Annotated in this window: 12 protein-coding genes and 3 tRNA genes; 10 read left to right on the top strand and 5 right to left on the bottom strand. The window is 58.5% G+C overall.

Annotated features, from left to right (window positions below; all coding sequences use genetic code 11):
- Positions 1-383 precede the first annotated feature (383 nt).
- Positions 384-854: a transcriptional regulator ArgR gene (gene argR / locus D7S44_RS11790; RefSeq protein ID WP_103794479.1), complete on the bottom strand. Its 471-nt coding sequence runs from the start codon at positions 852-854 to the stop codon at positions 384-386.
- A 421-nt stretch (positions 855-1,275) separates the two neighbouring features.
- On the opposite strand from argR, the gene mdh reads away from it, so the two are divergent.
- Positions 1,276-2,214 (top strand): malate dehydrogenase, encoded by a 939-nt coding sequence (gene mdh / locus D7S44_RS11785; protein ID WP_120455048.1) that lies wholly within the window; start codon positions 1,276-1,278, stop codon positions 2,212-2,214.
- Positions 2,215-2,329: 115 nt separating this feature from the next.
- Here mdh and mscM read toward each other — a convergent pair whose 3' ends face one another.
- The 3 genes from mscM to rsgA all read right to left on the bottom strand — a co-directional run bounded on the left by mscM (position 2,330) and on the right by rsgA (position 7,757).
- Positions 2,330-5,659: a miniconductance mechanosensitive channel MscM gene (gene mscM / locus D7S44_RS11780; RefSeq protein WP_120455046.1), complete on the bottom strand. Its 3,330-nt coding sequence runs from the start codon at positions 5,657-5,659 to the stop codon at positions 2,330-2,332.
- Between the two features lie 20 nt (positions 5,660-5,679).
- Positions 5,680-6,576, bottom strand: coding sequence for an archaetidylserine decarboxylase (asd, locus tag D7S44_RS11775; protein WP_120455044.1), 897 nt, complete (start codon positions 6,574-6,576; stop codon positions 5,680-5,682).
- A gap of 137 nt (positions 6,577-6,713) precedes the next feature.
- Positions 6,714-7,757: a small ribosomal subunit biogenesis GTPase RsgA gene (gene rsgA, locus D7S44_RS11770; protein WP_120455042.1), complete on the bottom strand. Its 1,044-nt coding sequence runs from the start codon at positions 7,755-7,757 to the stop codon at positions 6,714-6,716.
- 102 nt (positions 7,758-7,859) lie between these two features.
- On the opposite strand from rsgA, the gene orn reads away from it, so the two are divergent.
- The 4 genes from orn to D7S44_RS11750 all read left to right on the top strand — a co-directional run bounded on the left by orn (position 7,860) and on the right by D7S44_RS11750 (position 8,843).
- Complete coding sequence (gene orn, locus D7S44_RS11765) at positions 7,860-8,408, top strand: oligoribonuclease (RefSeq protein WP_033754827.1); 549 nt, start codon at positions 7,860-7,862, stop codon at positions 8,406-8,408.
- A 154-nt stretch (positions 8,409-8,562) separates the two neighbouring features.
- Positions 8,563-8,638 (top strand) — tRNA-Gly (locus D7S44_RS11760).
- 26 nt (positions 8,639-8,664) lie between these two features.
- Positions 8,665-8,740: transfer RNA gene (locus D7S44_RS11755), tRNA-Gly, on the top strand.
- Between the two features lie 27 nt (positions 8,741-8,767).
- Positions 8,768-8,843: transfer RNA gene (locus tag D7S44_RS11750), tRNA-Gly, on the top strand.
- 349 nt (positions 8,844-9,192) lie between these two features.
- Here the strand turns inward: D7S44_RS11750 and queG are convergent.
- The gene (queG, locus tag D7S44_RS11745) at positions 9,193-10,332 is read right to left on the bottom strand and encodes a tRNA epoxyqueuosine(34) reductase QueG (RefSeq protein WP_120455040.1); all 1,140 of its coding nucleotides are present in this window, start codon (positions 10,330-10,332) and stop codon (positions 9,193-9,195) included.
- Between queG and nnr the strand changes: the two genes are divergently transcribed.
- From nnr to miaA, 5 genes are read left to right on the top strand one after another with little or no spacing between them, the layout of a single operon-like run.
- A complete protein-coding gene (nnr, locus tag D7S44_RS11740) occupies positions 10,331-11,845 on the top strand; it encodes a bifunctional ADP-dependent NAD(P)H-hydrate dehydratase/NAD(P)H-hydrate epimerase (protein WP_120455038.1) in 1,515 nt (504 codons plus the stop codon). The genes queG and nnr overlap by 2 nt on opposite strands.
- 6 nt (positions 11,846-11,851) lie before the next feature.
- Positions 11,852-12,316: a tRNA (adenosine(37)-N6)-threonylcarbamoyltransferase complex ATPase subunit type 1 TsaE gene (tsaE, locus tag D7S44_RS11735; RefSeq protein ID WP_120455036.1), complete on the top strand. Its 465-nt coding sequence runs from the start codon at positions 11,852-11,854 to the stop codon at positions 12,314-12,316.
- Complete coding sequence (gene amiB / locus D7S44_RS11730; protein ID WP_120455034.1) at positions 12,313-13,971, top strand: N-acetylmuramoyl-L-alanine amidase AmiB; 1,659 nt, start codon at positions 12,313-12,315, stop codon at positions 13,969-13,971. The genes tsaE and amiB overlap by 4 nt, the downstream gene beginning before the upstream one ends.
- Before the next feature lie 47 nt (positions 13,972-14,018).
- The gene (mutL, locus tag D7S44_RS11725) at positions 14,019-15,908 is read left to right on the top strand and encodes a DNA mismatch repair endonuclease MutL (protein WP_120455033.1); all 1,890 of its coding nucleotides are present in this window, start codon (positions 14,019-14,021) and stop codon (positions 15,906-15,908) included.
- Entirely contained in the window at positions 15,901-16,851 is a 951-nt protein-coding gene (miaA, locus tag D7S44_RS11720) for a tRNA (adenosine(37)-N6)-dimethylallyltransferase MiaA (protein WP_120455031.1), read from the top strand. The genes mutL and miaA overlap by 8 nt, the downstream gene beginning before the upstream one ends.
- Positions 16,852-16,886 lie beyond the last annotated feature (35 nt).

Below are 16,886 nucleotides of genomic sequence, written 5' to 3'. Positions count from 1 at the left end.
TACCTGCCTAATAATGTTTAGTTGTTATTCTTTATCCTTATGACTCATTTTTATTCTTTATAGTTATAAAAAACGGATAAAAAATAGCCTTTCAGCCTTAAATTCCTTTAAAAACATAATGGTAAGTGACTTTATCTTTTTGTGCGAAAGAACGTGGTGAATGTGGCTGGTTATTGATTTGGATCTGGGCGTTGCCGCTAATTGCGTAGTGTAAAGCAGCGTAAAATAGCGCGAAAGGGTAAGCAGGCTAAAAGGTATGACCAACATCAGCAGCGAAAACAGCAGGGAAATGAATAAGGCAACTAACAGAATTAGCAGGGAATAGAGGGATGTTGTCGTCAGAGAAGCGACCAGCAGCGCGGAGTGCCGGTCGCGTAAAGCGGTTAAAGTTCCTGTTCAAACACCGTCAGAAGCGCGCTATGCAGCTTCCTGACGGTAAAAGCGCGCGCTGGCGTAATAAAAATCGTGTCGTCGCCAGCGATAGTGCCGAGAATGCCTTCCGCTTTGCCCAGCGAGTCGAGCAGGCGAGCAATCAGCTGCGCTGCGCCAGGGCTGGTGCGGATCACGATCAGCGCATCGTTATAGTCGATATCCAGCACCAGGTTTTTTAACGGGCTGGTAGTGGTTGGCACGCCAAGTTCCGCAGGCAGACAGTAAACCATCTCCATCTTGGCGTTGCGCGTGCGCACCGCGCCGAATTTAGTCAGCATACGAGAGACCTTCGACTGATTGATATTGTCGAAGCCTTCTTCCTGCAGCGCCTGCACAATCTCGCCTTGAGAACTGAATTTCTCTTGTTTCAATAAGGCTTTAAACGCTTTGATCAATTCGTCTTGTTTTGATGGGTTTCGCATAAGCTACCAGTAAAGAAAAATGCCGAACGCCCGCCGACGGCAGATAAATTATTATGCATATGAATGAATTTTTATGCAATTGGTCGATGAAGCAGGCAGGCGCCGCGTATTGCGGGCGCTCATGATAACAAAATTTTCTGCGCAGACCAAAAACGGTGCGGGCGGGGTAAGCGAAGGTTGCGGAATTGTTATACAATTGAGGTGTACTGAATGTATAGCTATCGCGGCCGTGCTCTATCTGCTATCGACATCGTTGTCGGTCATTCAGGCGCGTTGTGCTGACAAAGTAGCAACCCATAAGATTAAGTGCTGCGGCACGCATAATGAACAGTGGGTTTGTCATCGTCTGAGAAGTTGATTCAGGTCTGGACACAGATGGAAATTCGGCTCTACTCTGCCCCACCTTAATAAGGAGTACAGAATGAAAGTTGCCGTTCTTGGCGCTGCTGGCGGAATCGGTCAGGCGCTCGCCCTTCTGTTAAAAACCCAGCTTCCTGCGGGTTCCGAACTCACGCTCTATGATATCGCGCCGGTAACGCCTGGCGTGGCGGTAGATCTCAGCCATATCCCCACCGCAGTCAAAATCCAGGGCTTTAGCGGCGAAGATGCGACGCCTGCGCTGCATGGCGCGGACGTCATTCTCATCTCGGCGGGCGTGGCGCGTAAGCCGGGCATGGATCGCGCCGATCTGTTTAACGTCAACGCAGGGATTGTGCGTAACCTTATCGAGCAAGTGGCACAAACCGCGCCTGAAGCGCTTATTGGCATTATCACTAACCCGGTTAACACCACGGTGGCGATCGCGGCTGACGTGCTGAAAAAACATGGGGTGTATGACAAAAATCGTCTGTTCGGCGTCACAACGCTGGATATCATCCGCGCGAATACCTTTGTCGCTGAACTGAAAGGCAAACAGCCGAATGAGGTTGAGGTGCCGGTGATTGGCGGTCACTCCGGCGTCACTATCCTGCCTCTGTTATCACAGGTGAAAGGGGTGAGCTTCAGCGACGAAGAGGTCGCCAGCCTGACAAAACGTATTCAGAATGCTGGTACGGAAGTGGTTGAGGCGAAAGCGGGTGGCGGCTCCGCGACGCTGTCGATGGGCCAGGCGGCGGCGCGCTTCGGCTTATCGCTGGTACGCGCGCTACAGGGCGAGGCGAACATCGTCGAGTGCGCCTACGTAGAAGGAGATGGCGAGTATGCCCGCTTCTTCTCGCAGCCGCTGCTGTTGGGCAAAAAGGGTATTGCGGAGCGACGCGCTATCGGCTCGCTCAGCGAGTTTGAAAAGCAGGCGTTAAACGGCATGCTGGAGACGCTGAGAAAAGATATCGCGCAGGGCGAAGAGTTTGTGAAGCAGTAAGCGTGCCGGTTTAGCGCTATTTCTCTTCTGACGAGGCCCGCATTCGCGGGCCTCTGTTTACCGGGCAGAATATAAGCCTGACTGCGCGCGGTTATGACGTAGCGCGGCGTTTCAGTTAAAGCCCACCCGATTTAAACGTACGCGATGACGGCGAGCCGTTGCTGGCGGGCGACTTTTTACCCAGCGTCTCCATACGGACCTGGAAAGGCGGGAAGGGCATTTCGATGCCGTGCTCGGCAAAGCCTTTCAGGATCAGCTGGTGCAGCTCATGACGCAGCGGCATGCGGTGACCCATCTCCGCAGCATGGATACGCAGCTCGAACAGCTGGATACCCTGCTGCAAATCAACCAGGAAGACGTCCGGGGCCGGCACATCCAGCACATAACTACAGCGCTCGCACGCCTGCCTCAGTACCGTTGTCACCTCTTCGCTGTCCACATGCGCGGGCGCAGGAATCGTCAATACTACGCGTGTCACCGAGTCGGAGAGCGACCAGTTGACGAACTGTTCGGTGATAAAGGCTTTGTTCGGAACAATGATCTCTTTACGGTCCCAGTCGATAATGGTGGTAGCGCGCGTATTGATGCGCGTAATGCTGCCGGTAAGATCGCGGATCGTCACCGTATCGCCGATACGAATCGGCTTTTCAAACAAAATAATCAGGCCGGAGATAAAGTTGGCGAAAATCTCCTGCAGGCCAAAACCGAGTCCCACACCAAGCGCGGCGACCAGCCACTGCAGCTTCGACCATTCAATGCCGAGCATTGAGAAGCCAATCAGGCCGCCGACCAGCATCAGTACATATTTGGTCAGGGTAGTGATGGCGTATCCGGTGCCCGGCGTCAGATTAAGGTGCTGCAGCAGCGCCAGCTCCAGCAGCGCCGGCATATTGCGCACCAGCTGCGTGGTGATAATCAGCACCAGAATCGCAATCAGTACCGAGCCCAGCGTAATCGGCTGAATGCTCTCAACGCCCTGTACCGTGGTGCTGACGTCCCACAGGCGAATGTTCTCCAGGAAGCCGAACGCGGAGTGAATCTCCGACCAGAGCACAATCACCGACACCAGCGCAATCAGGGTGAGGATAGAGCGCACCAGCCGCAGCGACTGCGCGCTGATGGCGTCGAGGTCGATAATCGGCTCATCTACCTCGACCTCGCCGTTCTGCGCGGCCGAGTCTTTCTCATCTTCGTGACGCGCGCGGTTCGCCAGCATATCGGCACGGCGCTGACGCGCGCGGTCAAAGGCGATGCGGCGGCGCTGAATCAGCATCCAGCGCCGGATGATGTGGTAAATCACCAGCAGCAGGAACCAGATGGCGACAGAGGTTTCCAGCCGCGCCAGCAGCGCCTGCGCGGTTGCCAGATAGCCGATCGCCGCGGCGAGGGCGGCCGCCAGCGGAATAGCGATCATCAGGTTCCACAGCACGCGGTTCACGAGGTTATCGCCGTTGCCCTCTTTATCCAGATAGAGCGGGATACCGGCGCGTTTCAGGCTGACGGTGACAATCGACAGCGCGCCGCAGATCAAGATAAAACAGAGCCGGCCGAGCGAAGCGGAAAACTGGCGATCTTCCATATTGGCGAAGGCGATCAGCAGCATAATCAGCGGCACAATCAGACCAATAGTCAGCGTGTAGTAACGGGTTGCGCGCGCTACGCGGGTTTGCGGCCAGCGAAAATGCACCACAAACAGGCCGTTTGGGCGGGCGAACGCCGCGCTGATCATAAAGGCCCACAGCAGCGGCAGTGTCGCCGTAATGCCGTCGCCGAAGGCCACCGCTATCGGGTAGGGCCAGGCGTGCTGCAGCCCATAGCCGAGCGCGGCCCATAATACCGGCAGCGGCAGCGCCACCAGAATCGACCAGAAAACGGTGCGCACCGTCAGGCGGAAGCGATCCTGCGTCACTTTGCCCACCTTGCTCGCCGAGCGCGCCAGGAAAGCGTTGAAGTGACGACGCGTTCTGATGCTAAAGCCGACCAGCAGCACCGCGCCGAGCAGCGGCAGGACGGTCTCGCGGCTGGTAACCATCATCGCCAGCGCTTTGCCCAACTGGCCCAGAGTATTGAGCGACAGCAGACGCGTCAGATCGCGCGCCACTTCGACCGGATAATTGAGGCCGATGGGCGTGATATCTGCCGTCCAGAAAAGATAGCGATGGGTGGCATCTTTTACGTCGGTCAGCGCATCCTGCAGCTGGGTATTGGCGACCTTGAGTTTGGTGATCTCCAGAATCAGCGTATCGCAACCGGAAATCAGCGAATTAAGCAGCTCGCGCTGGGTTTTGAGCTGCGCATCCAGAATACGGCGCTGTTCCGCGGTAAAAGGCTGCCCGTCGGGCTGATGCTCCTTGCGCAGCGTATCCTGCATTTGCAGCAGATCTTCGAAGTGCAGGCGCTGTACGCGCAGCTGCGCCATCTCATTATCAATCTGCTGCGATTTAGGCATTTCAGGCAGGCGCGCCACCTGCGCGCGCAGCGCTTCGCCGAGCAGATTCGACGCGCCGAGCCACTGCGACTGTTCGCGCAACGTGCCCAGCGCCTGGCGGACCTGGATAATTTGATTGGTCGCCAGCCGCTGCTGGGAGGCGACCAGATCCATGCGCTGCGCCTGCTGGTTCAACGCGCCGGAAAGCTCGCGGTTGATGTGAAACTGTTTGCTGATAACGGGCGGCAGGTCGCCGCTGTTTTCCGCCAGCTGCTCAGTGCGCGCCAGCGCCAGTTCCGCTTCGCGCTGACGCTGTTCATTGAGCTGGTTGCGCAGAGCCTGTAAGTAATTATCGAGCTGCGTCGCCTTGCGCTGATGAAGATCGGCGCGCATGCGCGCCAGCTCCTGACGATTGTTGGCAGAGAGTTGCGCCAGCTCCAGCTCATCAACGCGCGCTTTATTCACCGCGTTTTCCGCCTGGCGCGCCCACAGCTGCGCCTGCGTCTGCGGCGAAGCGGCGGTGGTTCCGTTCTGCAGACGGCGATCGCTTTCGGTCATCGCCCGGCGTGCCTCGGTTTGCTGCTGCGGAAGCTGCGACAGGGAATCGCTGATCTCGCGGGCGCGATCCTGCTCCTGCTGCGCCTGACGGCCTTCCTCCAGCAGCTGGCTGCTGACCTGCAGGATCTCCTGATCGAGCTGGGCGCTGCTCATGCTGCTGCGTACGCTTTTGCTGTTGTCGTCTATTGAGGTGATTTGCTGGCGCAGTTCGCGCGCGAGGCGGGGAAAGTCATCGATGACCTGTTGATACTGCTTTGCGCGCTCCAGCGACTCATCGCGTTCGGAAAGATAATTGAGGGCGGCTTCAAGGGACTGCACCTGTTCCGCCTGCGCAGGCGTGCTTTTTGCCGCTTTCGCTTCGTCCAGCGCCTGTTTGATTTGGCTGGTATCCGGCACGGTGGCCGCCAGCGCTGAGGTGCTGAGCCAGAGGCTCAGCACCAGGATGAGAAACGATCGCACAGCAAAAACACTCTCAGCGGTTAGTCGGCGATAACGTCGACGGGGTCAGTCTGCGGCAGCGCCATCGCCAGCGGCTGGCCAAGACGGGTTTTGCTTTCGGCTTCCAGACTCTCCGCCAGCTTGACGCGTCCCGGCGCGAACAGATTGATAACGGTGGAGCCCAGCTTAAAGCGCCCCATCTCCTGGCCTTTCAGCAGCACGATCGCGCCTTCACTCTCCGCTGCCGGGTAGTGCCAGCGTTTAATCACCCCTTCACGCGGCGGCGTAACGGTGCCAGCCCAGCTGGTTTCGATGCTGCCGACGATGGTGGCGCCCACGAGAATCTGCACCATCGGTCCGATATCGGTATCGAAATAGCAGATGACGCGTTCGTTGCGCGCAAACAGGTTGGGAATATTGCGCGCCGTCAGCGGGTTCACCGAGTAGAGATCGCCCGGCACATAGATCATCTCACGCAAAATACCGTTACACGGCATATGCACGCGATGGTAGTCGCGCGGCGCAAGGTAAGTGGTGACGAAATGGCCGTCGCGGAACTGTGCCGCCATCTCTTCCTGACCGGCCAGCAGCGCATCCAGCGTATAATGGTGGCCTTTCGCCTGGAAAATCTGGTCGCCTTCGATGCGGCCCAGCTGGCTGATGGCGCCATCGGCAGGCAGCACGATCAGATTCGCGTCGGGATCGACCGGACGCGCGTCGTCCTTCAGCGGACGGACAAAGAAGTCGTTGAAGGTGCGATAGCTGGCGGTATCGGACTTACGGGCTTCCGACATATCCACCTTGTAGAACCAGACGAAGATATCAATCACCAGTTTGGTCAACCAGCCGCCACGACGGCTGGCACCCCAACCCGCAAGTTCCGTTAACCATTTTTTCGGCAGTACATGATTCAGGCCGAGTTTTACACGATCAAACACCTTAGCCTCCTGGCTTTGTTTCGCGTCAATCAAAAGGGGGCGAATCATATCAGCGCCCCGGTCAGATGGCGAATTTCCCCGTGATCCCTTCCGTTATAAAGGCGATGCAGGGTCAATGCCGTGATAAGAAGCGATCATCACTCGCTGGAGGAGAAATTTTTGCGCGTTTTTACCTGCGCCATGCTCTCCAGAATACGGTGATAGTTGTCGAAGCGCGAAATGTCTATCTGGCCCGCTTCAACGGCGGCGCGGATGGCGCAGCCGGGATCGCTGCCATGCTTACAGTCGCGGAACTTACAACTGCCGAGAAATTCACGGAATTCGACAAATCCGCGCGTAATTTGTTCCGGTTCGAGATGCCATAAGCCGAACTCGCGCACCCCCGGCGAATCGATTACATCGCCGCCGTGAGGGAAGTGGTACAGGCGCGACGCGGTAGTGGTGTGCTGGCCCAGACCGGAAACGTCGGAAACATCATTGGTGACAATGGCGGTTGCCGCCGTCGCGTCAAGGCCGAGCAGGGCGTTCAACAGGCTCGACTTACCGACGCCGGACTGTCCGGCAAAAATGCTGATACGATCGGTCAGAGCAGCTTCCAGCTCCGCCAGACCCGCTTTCGCATGGCTGGAGACCATCAGCACGCGATAGCCGATACGGCGATAGATATCCATCTGCTCATCGACGAACGCGCGCGCCTTGTCATCCAGCAGATCGGTCTTGTTCAGCACCAGCAGCGGTTCGATGCCCAGGGTTTCGCTCGCTACCAGATAGCGGTCGATAATATTGAGCGACAGCTCGGGTAAAATCGCCGACACGATAATAATCTGATCGATATTAGCGGCGATAGGCTTCAGCCCGTCGTAGTAATCAGGGCGCGTCAGCACGCTGCTGCGCTCATGAACCGCTTCGACAATGCCTTTGCCGCCGCCGAGCGCCGGACGCCAGACAACGCGGTCGCCGGTAACCAGCGAACGGATAGTGCGGCGCAGGTTGCAGCGATGCACCTCGCCCTCGCGGTCTTCAACGTCTGCGTGCATGCCGAAGCGGCTGATCACTACGCCTTCCGCCGCTTCACCAAACAGATTATCGTCAGCTTCCGGCGCTTCGCGCGGGTTCAGACGACGCTGATGGTTAGCGCTGACGCGACGTTGTTGACCTTTCGACAGTTTATTTTTGCTCACGCATCCTCTCAGGCTTTCGCCAGACTTCGCCCGGCTGGGCAAAACGTCTATGATACACCTTATTCACTATTGATGACGACTACGGCTACGGCGGGAAACAGCATGGCAACAGGAAATGAAAATAATCTGATTTGGATCGATCTGGAGATGACCGGGCTGGATCCGGAGCGCGACCGCATTATTGAGATAGCCACGCTGGTGACCGACGCGAATTTAAATATCCTGGCGGAAGGGCCGGTGATGGCAGTGCATCAGTCCGACGCGCAGCTGGCGCTGATGGATGAGTGGAACGTACGTACCCATACCGCCAGCGGGCTGGTCGAGCGCGTGAAGGCCAGCGAATTCGACGATCGCCGCGCCGAACTGGCGACGATTGAATTTCTCAAGCAGTGGGTGCCCGCCAACAGTTCGCCGATTTGCGGCAACAGCATTGGTCAGGATCGCCGCTTCCTTTTCAAATACATGCCGGAGCTGGAAGCCTATTTTCACTATCGCTATCTGGACGTCAGCACCTTAAAAGAGCTGGCGCGTCGCTGGAAGCCGGAGATTCTGCCAGGCTTTAAAAAGGCGGGCACGCATCAGGCGCTGGATGATATTCGCGAATCTGTCGCCGAGCTGGCATACTATCGCGAGCACTTTTTGCAGCTTTAGCGTTGAAAGGTGCGCAGGAAAACAGCAGGTTGCTGCTTTAATCGGCAAACGAATCGAAAGCGCAAAATTTTGCTTTTAGACTCTTGCAGCAGCAATAATTTCTCGTATAATGCGCACCCCGTACCGATGAAGAATTTATGCAACGGTACAAGGCGCGGGAATAGCTCAGTTGGTAGAGCACGACCTTGCCAAGGTCGGGGTCGCGAGTTCGAGTCTCGTTTCCCGCTCCAAAATTTGTTTGCAGTACCTTTCCTAAGCGGGAATAGCTCAGTTGGTAGAGCACGACCTTGCCAAGGTCGGGGTCGCGAGTTCGAGTCTCGTTTCCCGCTCCAAAATGTGTTTAGCAGTACCTTTCCTGTGCGGGAATAGCTCAGTTGGTAGAGCACGACCTTGCCAAGGTCGGGGTCGCGAGTTCGAGTCTCGTTTCCCGCTCCAAATTTTACATCGCTAAAAATCATACGCTTAGCTTAAGCCGTTGATGATCGCCGCGTAACGCTGCGCTTATCAGGTTATCCACAGCGCTTCAGCCGTGTTTTTCCGCTGCTCTGGGCGATCTGTAAAACTATTTTAAACAGAGTTATCCACAAGTTGCCCTGCGCTCTGCTGCGCTATCCACATTATCATTTATACACATTCTCTATTTAACTCATTGAATTATCATGTAATGAGTATATTTCATTTTGTTAAAATCAGCCTTGACTCGCTCTGTGTCAGTTGAATGACAACAGCTTTTTATTTTTATACACAGCTTGTGGAAAAGTAGCTGACGATTTGCATTGATTAATCATGCATCGCGCGGCAAACCCTTCTCAATGGCGCGTACCAGCCGTTTTTGCTGCGCGGGCTGCACATCAATCGACAGCGCCTGCCGTTTCTCCTGCTGCTGAACCAGCGCCCACTCAATATGTTCATCAAGCAGCGGGTTTTCGCCCAGCCGCTTCTTCAGCACCTCTGCGATTTCCGCACGCCAGGGCGCATTGCCCAGCGCCACGGCGATATTGCGCAGCCAGCGCAGATGGCCGATACGGCGTATCGCCGAGCCTTCCGTCACGCGTAAAAAGGTTTTTTCATCCCACTGGAATAGCGTCATCAGCTCCGGCGCATGCAGCGCAGCGCGCGGCGAGAAGTCCGTTTCATCGCTGAGTTGCCCGTAGCGATTCCACGGGCAGATCAGCTGACAGTCGTCGCAGCCGTAAATACGGTTACCCATAAGCGGACGCAGCGCTTCCGGAATGGCCCCTTCAAGCTCAATGGTGAGATAGGAGATGCAGCGGCGCGCGTCTACCACGTAGGGTTCGACGATAGCGTTGGTCGGGCAAATCGTCATACAGGCGACGCAGCGGCCGCACTGCTCTTCCTGCGGCGCGTCAATCGGCAGCGGCAGATCGATCAGCAGCTCGCCGAGAAAAAACCATGAGCCTGCTTCGCGGTTCAGGATCAGCGAATGTTTGCCGGTCCAGCCCAGGCCCGCTTTGGCCGCCAGAGGCCGTTCCAGCACCGGCGCAGAGTCGACAAAGGGGCGAAAATTGAGCTCGCCGCACTTTTCCTGAATCATTTCTCCGAGCTTTTTCAGACGATTGCGCAATACTTTGTGGTAATCACGTCCCAGAGCGTAGCGGCTGACATAGCCGAGTTGCGGGTTTTTCAGCGTGCTGGCAAAGGCGGCTTTCGCCGGAAGGTAGTTCATGCGTACGCTGATCACGCGCAGCGTGCCGGGCAGCAGTTCATGTGGACGCGCACGCATCATGCCGTGGCGCGCCATCCACTCCATTTCGCCGTGATACTGTTTGTCCAGCCACGCCTGCAGACGCGGTTCTTCCGCGCTGAGATCGGTGTCGGTGATGCCGACCTGCTGAAAGCCGAGATCCTTGCCCCACTGTTTAATCTGTTGAGCAAGCTGATGAAGATCGAGAGGGTATGACATGAGTAACCAGGAATCGAAAGCAAACGGCCGCAGTTTACCATATTCCGTCTGGCCTGCGCAGGCTCTGCGCCAGCTGGAGCGCGATGGCGCCGACGCGCTGGGCATTACTCTGTACGAGCTGATGCAGCGCGCGGGGCAGGCGGCGTTCGGGCTGGCGCGCGCGCAGTGGCCGCAGGCGAGCAACTGGTTAATCCTCTGCGGTCACGGCAATAACGGCGGCGATGGCTATGTGGTAGCGCGGCTGGCGCAGGCGGCGGGCTGTGCGGTGACGCTGCTGGCGTGCGAAAGCGATAAGCCGCTGCCGGATGAGGCGCAGCGCGCGCGCGAAGCCTGGCTCGAAGCGGGAGGCGATATTCATGCCGCTGACGCCGCCTGGCCGGAAGAGGTTGATCTCATTATCGATGCGCTGCTCGGCACCGGCATTAATCGCGCGCCTGCCGAACCTTACCTCAGTCTGATCAAGCTGGCGAACGCGCACGCCGCGCCAGTGCTGGCGATCGATATGCCGTCGGGGCTGTCGGCGGCGACCGGCTGCGCGCCGGGCGAGGCGATTAACGCCACGCAGACGCTAAGCGTCATTGCGCTTAAGCCTGGCCAGATTACCGGCAAAGCGCGCGATCTTATCGGCGAGCTGCGCTATGCCGATCTCGGATTAGGCGCTTTTCTTGCCGGTGAAAACGCCCCCATGGCGCGCTTCGACGCCAGCTTTTTGTCGCACTGGCTAAAGCCGCGAAAGCCCACGTCGCATAAAGGCAATCATGGCCGTCTGCTGGTAGTGGGCGGCGATACCGGCACCGCAGGCGCAATTCGCATGACGGCGGAAGCGGCGCTGCGCAGCGGATCGGGGCTGGTGCGCGTACTGACGCATCGCGATAATATTGCGCCGATATTGACGGCGCGTCCGGAAATCATGGTGGACGAACTGACCAACGAGGCGCTGCAAAGCGGGCTGGAGTGGGCGGATGTTATCGCCATTGGCCCGGGACTGGGCCAGCGCGAATGGGGACAGAATGCGCTGAAAGCAGTCGAAGCCAGTGAAAAGCCGATGCTTTGGGACGCGGATGCGCTTAACCTGCTGGCAATAAATGCGCAGAAACGTCAGAATCGCATCATTACGCCACACCCAGGCGAAGCGGCGCGACTGCTGGGTATTAAGACCAGCGAAGTCGAGAGCGATCGCCTTCTTGCCGCGCAGAAGTTAACGATGCGCTACGGCGGGGTAGTGGTGTTAAAAGGCGCTGGCACGATTATCGCCAGCGAGCAGGGCGAAATGGCCTTCGCCGACGTCGGCAATGCCGGCATGGCCTCCGGCGGCATGGGTGACGTATTGAGTGGTATTATCGCCTCGATGATGGGGCAGCAGCTTGCGCTGTTCGATGCGGCCTGCGCAGGCTGCGTGGCGCACGGCGCGGCAGCGGACGCAGTGGCGGCGCGACGTGGTACGCGCGGCATGTTGGCAACAGATTTATTCGAGCTGCTTTGGCAGTTTGTTAATCCAGAGATGACCCAATAATAAAGCATGAAGACCTGTGTTATTTCCTTGCCCGATGAGGCGGCGACCCTCGATCTGGGCGCTCAGCTGGCCCGCGCCTGTACCGGCGCGGCGGTAATCTATCTCTATGGCGACCTGGGCGCGGGTAAAACGACCTTCAGCCGTGGATTTTTGCAGGCGCTCGGCCACCAGGGCAACGTTAAAAGCCCGACCTACACGCTGGTAGAACCCTATCAGCTCGGTGAGCGCGCGCTTTATCACTTCGATCTCTATCGGCTGGCCGATCCGGAAGAGCTGGAATTTATGGGCATCCGCGACTACTTCACCGGTGACGCAATCTGTCTGGTCGAGTGGCCGCAGCAGGGCGCTGGCGTCTTGCCCCCGCCCGATCTGGCGCTGACGCTGAGCTACGTCGGCGCTGCGCGCGAGGCGCGTCTTGAAGCGCACTCTGCGCTGGGTGAGACCCTGACAGAGCAGGTGGCGCAGGCATGATCGCAAGGATGAAAAGCGCGCTGCTGCTGCTACTCTGTCTGGCTGCGGCGCCTGCGCTGGCCGCCAGCCTTTCCGATATTAAAGTGGAGAACGGCGACAGTCAGGCGACGGTTACCCTGAGCTTCGCCGGACAGCCGGTATACGGCTACTTTCCGCTGCGCAATCCGGATCGCGTGGTGCTGGATATTCGCCAGAGCGGCGTGATTCAGGGATTGCCGCTGAACTTCAGCGGCGAAAATATCGTCAGGCGCATTCGCACCAGCACGCCAAAAGATAAGCAGAGCATTCGGCTGGTCTTTGAACTGACGCAGCCGGGCAAAACCCGCGCGGTCACCCAGCGTAACGGCAGCAGCTATAACGTGGTGTTTACCATTCAGGGCAGGCAGCGTGTCACCCGCGCCGCGCCCGTGTCGACCGCAGCAACGGAGACGCCGGGCCGCGTAACGCCGCGCCAGGGCGCCGCTAACCCGTTTAACGCCAACCAGGTCACCGCGGTCAGCAATTCCAACACCACGACGCGTCCAGGCAATGCGATGCCCACCAGTAACGATACGGTGATTGTCGCGATCGACGCGGGCCACGGCGGCCAGGATCCCGGCGCGACCGGACAGCGCGGCCTGCATGAAAAGAACGTGACTATCGCTATCGCGCGCAAGCTGAAGGTGCTGCTGAACAACGATCCGATGTTCAAAGGGGTGCTGACGCGCGACGGCGACTACTTTATTTCGGTGATGGGCCGTTCCGAGGTAGCGCGTAAAGAGAATGCCAACCTGCTGGTCTCTATTCACGCCGACTCGGCGCCGAGCCACAGCGCTACCGGCGCCTCAGTATGGGTGCTCTCTAACCGCCGCGCCAACAGCGAAATGGCGAACTGGCTGGAGCAGCGCGAGAAACAGTCCGAACTATTGGGCGGCGCCGGGGATCTGCTGGCGAACAGCCAGGCGGATCCCTATCTCAGCCAGGCGGTGCTTGATCTCCAGTTTGGCCACTCGCAGCGCGTCGGCTATGACGTCGCGGTGAAGGTGCTGCAACAGCTGCGCGGCGTTTCGCCGCTGCATAAACGTTTGCCGGAGCACGCCAGCCTCGGCGTGCTGCGTTCGCCGGATATTCCCTCGCTGTTAGTAGAAACCGGCTTTATCAGTAATGCTTCGGAGGAGCGACTGCTCGGCAGTAGCGCTTACCAGGATAAAATTGCGATGGCTATCTACAAAGGCCTGCGCAATTATTTCCTGGCGCACCCGCTACAATCGCTCCCAAAGGAGGAAAACCGTCCGCTCGGCTCATCGCCGACGGTGAGCGTCGCCAGTAATCCGGCGACCGGCACCACGCAGTATACCGGCGCGGTGCAGCGTCATACGGTGACCCGCGGCGAAACGCTCTCCGGCATCGCCGCGAAGTATGGCGTCAGCATGGGCACGCTGCGCGACATGAACCGGCTTAAGCGCGATGTGGTCTGGGTCGGACAGCGCCTGAAGGTGCCGGCCAGCAACAGCGTGGCCGCGCGCGCGCCGACGCGTCATAAAGTGGTGCGGGGCGACTCGCTGACGGCAATCGCCGCGCATTACGGCGTCAGCCCGCAGGCGATCATCCAGGCGAACAATATGAAGTCCTCGAATGTTATGTTGGGGCAAACCCTGAAAATCCCCGCCTCCTGACGGTCAGCCCGGCCAGGCGCCGGGCCAGCTCAACAAGGATAATCACCATGCCCATTCAAATTTTACCGCCGCAGCTGGCTAACCAGATTGCGGCGGGCGAAGTCGTCGAGCGCCCGGCCTCGGTGGTAAAAGAGCTGGTGGAGAACAGTCTTGACGCCGGCGCGACGCGTATCGACATCGATATTGAAAAAGGCGGCGCGAAACTCATCCGCATTCGCGATAACGGCTGCGGCATCAGTAAAGAGGAGCTGGCGATGGCGCTGGCGCGTCACGCCACCAGTAAAATCGCCTCGCTCGACGATCTTGAGGCCATTATGAGCCTGGGTTTTCGCGGCGAAGCGCTCGCCAGCATCAGCTCGGTTTCACGCTTAACCTTAACCTCGCGCACCCAGGCACAGAGCGAAGCCTGGCAGGCTTACGCCGAAGGCCGCGAGATGGAGGTGACGGTTAAACCCGCGGCGCACCCGTGCGGTACCACGCTGGAAGTGCTCGATCTCTTCTACAACACGCCCGCGCGCCGAAAATTCATGCGCACCGAGAAAACCGAGTTCGGCCATATCGACGAGGTCATCCGTCGTATCGCGCTGGCGCGTTTTGACGTTTCGATCTCGCTCAGCCACAACGGCAAGCTGATGCGGCAGTACCGCGCGGTCAGCGACGAGGCGCAGCGCGAGCGGCGGCTGGGCGCGATTTGCGGCGCGACCTTTATGCAGCATGCGCTGCGCATCGACTGGCAGCACGACGATTTGCTGCTGCGCGGCTGGGTGGCCGATCCGGCCGGATCGCGCCAGCTGACCGATATTCAGTATTGCTACGTCAACGGCCGTATGATGCGTGACAAGCTGATCAACCATGCGATACGCCAGGCTTTTCAGACCCAGCTTCAGGCCGACCAGCAGCCTGCTTACGTGCTCTATCTGGAAATCGATCCGCATCAGGTAGACGTCAACGTCCATCCCGCCAAGCATGAGGTGCGCTTTCATCAGTCACGGCTGGTGCACGACTTTATCTTCCAGGGCGTAATGAGCGTCCTGCAGGCGAGCAGCGCGCCGACCCTGCCAGCGGTAGAGACGCAAGAGCCTGCGCCGCGCTGGCAGCCGGAGAATCGTCAGGCGGCAGGCGGCAACCACTTTTCTCAGCCCGCCGCGCCGCGCCGCAGCGAAGGCGGAAGCGGGAGTGGAAGCGGAGGCGGCGGCGGAAATGCGCAGCCGGGCTGGCAAAATAAAGAGAACAGCTACAGCAAGCGCGAAGGCGCGGTCTATCAGCAGCTGCTGAAAACGCCGGCGTCGGGCCAGCGCACACCGGCTGAACCGGTCGCGCCGCCTGTCGCGCCGCCTGTCGCGCCGCGCGCGCAGCCTGTCGACGCGCCGCTGACGTCGCATGCCCAGAGCTTCGGCCGCGTATTGACGGTGGTGCGGGAGCGTTATGCGCTGCTGGAACAGGAGCAGCGACTGCAGCTGCTTTCGCTGCCGGTGGCGGCGCGCTGGGTACGGCATGCGCAGCTACAGCCAGGCGAGACGGGATTGAAGCCGCAGCCGCTGCTGATCCCGGTGCGCATGAAGGTTGCCCGGCCGGAGCGCCAGATCGCCGCAGATAAGCAGGGCCTGCTGCAGGAGATGGGCATCGATCTGCAGCCGGAAGGCGATCACGTTACGCTGCGCGCGGTGCCTTTACCCTTACGCACGCAAAATTTACAAATCCTGATCCCAGAGCTGTTAGGCTACCTTGCACAGCAGCCGGAGAGCGATGCCCCGCAGCTGGCTCACTGGCTGGCGCGACGTTGCGAGACGGAAACCTCCCTCTGGAATCACTCGCAGGCGATTGCGCTGCTGACAGATCTCGAAAGGCTCTGTCCGCAATTGTTAAAATCGCCGCCTTCAGGCCTGATTCAGACTATAGATATTGAGAGCGCGCTTGCCGCATTTAAGCATGAGTGAACAAAACCAGGCTGGCCGACCGAAGGCTATATTTTTGATGGGGCCAACCGCCTCGGGCAAAACCGCGCTGGCAATTGCATTAAGAAAGCAGCTGCCGGTGGAACTTATCAGCGTTGACTCTGCCTTAATCTATCGCGGGATGGATATCGGCACGGCTAAACCCTCGGCTGAAGAGCTGGCCCAGGCGCCCCATCGCCTGCTGGACATTCGCGATCCGTCGGAAGCCTATTCAGCCGCCGACTTTCGTCGCGATGCGCTGGCGGCCATGGAGGAGATCGTTCAGAACGGCCGTATACCGCTGCTTGTTGGCGGAACTATGCTCTATTTCAAGGCATTACTGGAAGGATTGTCGCCGCTCCCCTCGGCCGATCCGGAGGTGCGTCAGCGCATAGAGCAAATGGCGCGTGAAAAAGGGTGGGATGAGCTGCATCGTCAGCTGTGTGAAATCGACCCGGTGGCCGGGGGGCGTATTCATCCGAATGATCCGCAGAGACTTTCGCGAGCACTGGAAGTTTTTTTTATTTCGGGTAAAACTTTAACGGAACTGACAAAAACATCCGGCGAAGCGTTACCCTACGATGTGTATCAGTTCGCCATCGCCCCCGCGACCCGTGAACTGCTGCATCAGCGTATCGCACTGCGCTTTCAGCAGATGCTGGCGTCGGGATTTGAAGCGGAGGTTCGGGCCCTGTTTGCACGAGGTGATTTGCATACGGATATGCCTTCCATTCGCTGTGTCGGTTATCGTCAGATGTGGTCATATCTGGCTGGCGAGATCGATTACGACGAGATGGTTTATCGAGGAATTTGCGCGACCCGGCAGCTCGCTAAACGCCAGATGACCTGGTTACGCGGCTGGGAAAATGTCCGCTGGCTTGACAGCGACAGCCCAGAATCCGCGCGTAACGAGGTGCTTCAGGTTCTTAGTGCGAAGCATGGGTGATTGTGTACAATTGGCTGGTTATCGTGCGCAAATTT

This window comes from Pantoea piersonii (genome assembly GCF_003612015.1).
In the GTDB taxonomy this organism is placed as follows: domain Bacteria; phylum Pseudomonadota; class Gammaproteobacteria; order Enterobacterales; family Enterobacteriaceae; genus Pantoea; species Pantoea piersonii.
Note: the sequence above shows the minus strand (reverse complement) of the source record. Positions and strands in the feature narration are given on the sequence as shown.

What these genes read in the sequence shown, in the direction of transcription:
- argR (WP_103794479.1), bottom strand. Translation starts at nt 854, where the DNA reads ATGCGAAACCCATCAAAACAAGACGAATTGATCAAAGCGTTTAAAGCC.
- mdh (WP_120455048.1), top strand. Translation starts at nt 1,276, where the DNA reads ATGAAAGTTGCCGTTCTTGGCGCTGCTGGCGGAATCGGTCAGGCGCTC.
- orn (WP_033754827.1), top strand. Translation starts at nt 7,860, where the DNA reads ATGGCAACAGGAAATGAAAATAATCTGATTTGGATCGATCTGGAGATG.
- nnr (WP_120455038.1), top strand. Translation starts at nt 10,331, where the DNA reads ATGAGTAACCAGGAATCGAAAGCAAACGGCCGCAGTTTACCATATTCC.
- queG (WP_120455040.1), bottom strand. Translation starts at nt 10,332, where the DNA reads ATGTCATACCCTCTCGATCTTCATCAGCTTGCTCAACAGATTAAACAG.
- tsaE (WP_120455036.1), top strand. Translation starts at nt 11,852, where the DNA reads ATGAAGACCTGTGTTATTTCCTTGCCCGATGAGGCGGCGACCCTCGAT.
- amiB (WP_120455034.1), top strand. Translation starts at nt 12,313, where the DNA reads ATGATCGCAAGGATGAAAAGCGCGCTGCTGCTGCTACTCTGTCTGGCT.
- mutL (WP_120455033.1), top strand. Translation starts at nt 14,019, where the DNA reads ATGCCCATTCAAATTTTACCGCCGCAGCTGGCTAACCAGATTGCGGCG.
- miaA (WP_120455031.1), top strand. Translation starts at nt 15,901, where the DNA reads ATGAGTGAACAAAACCAGGCTGGCCGACCGAAGGCTATATTTTTGATG.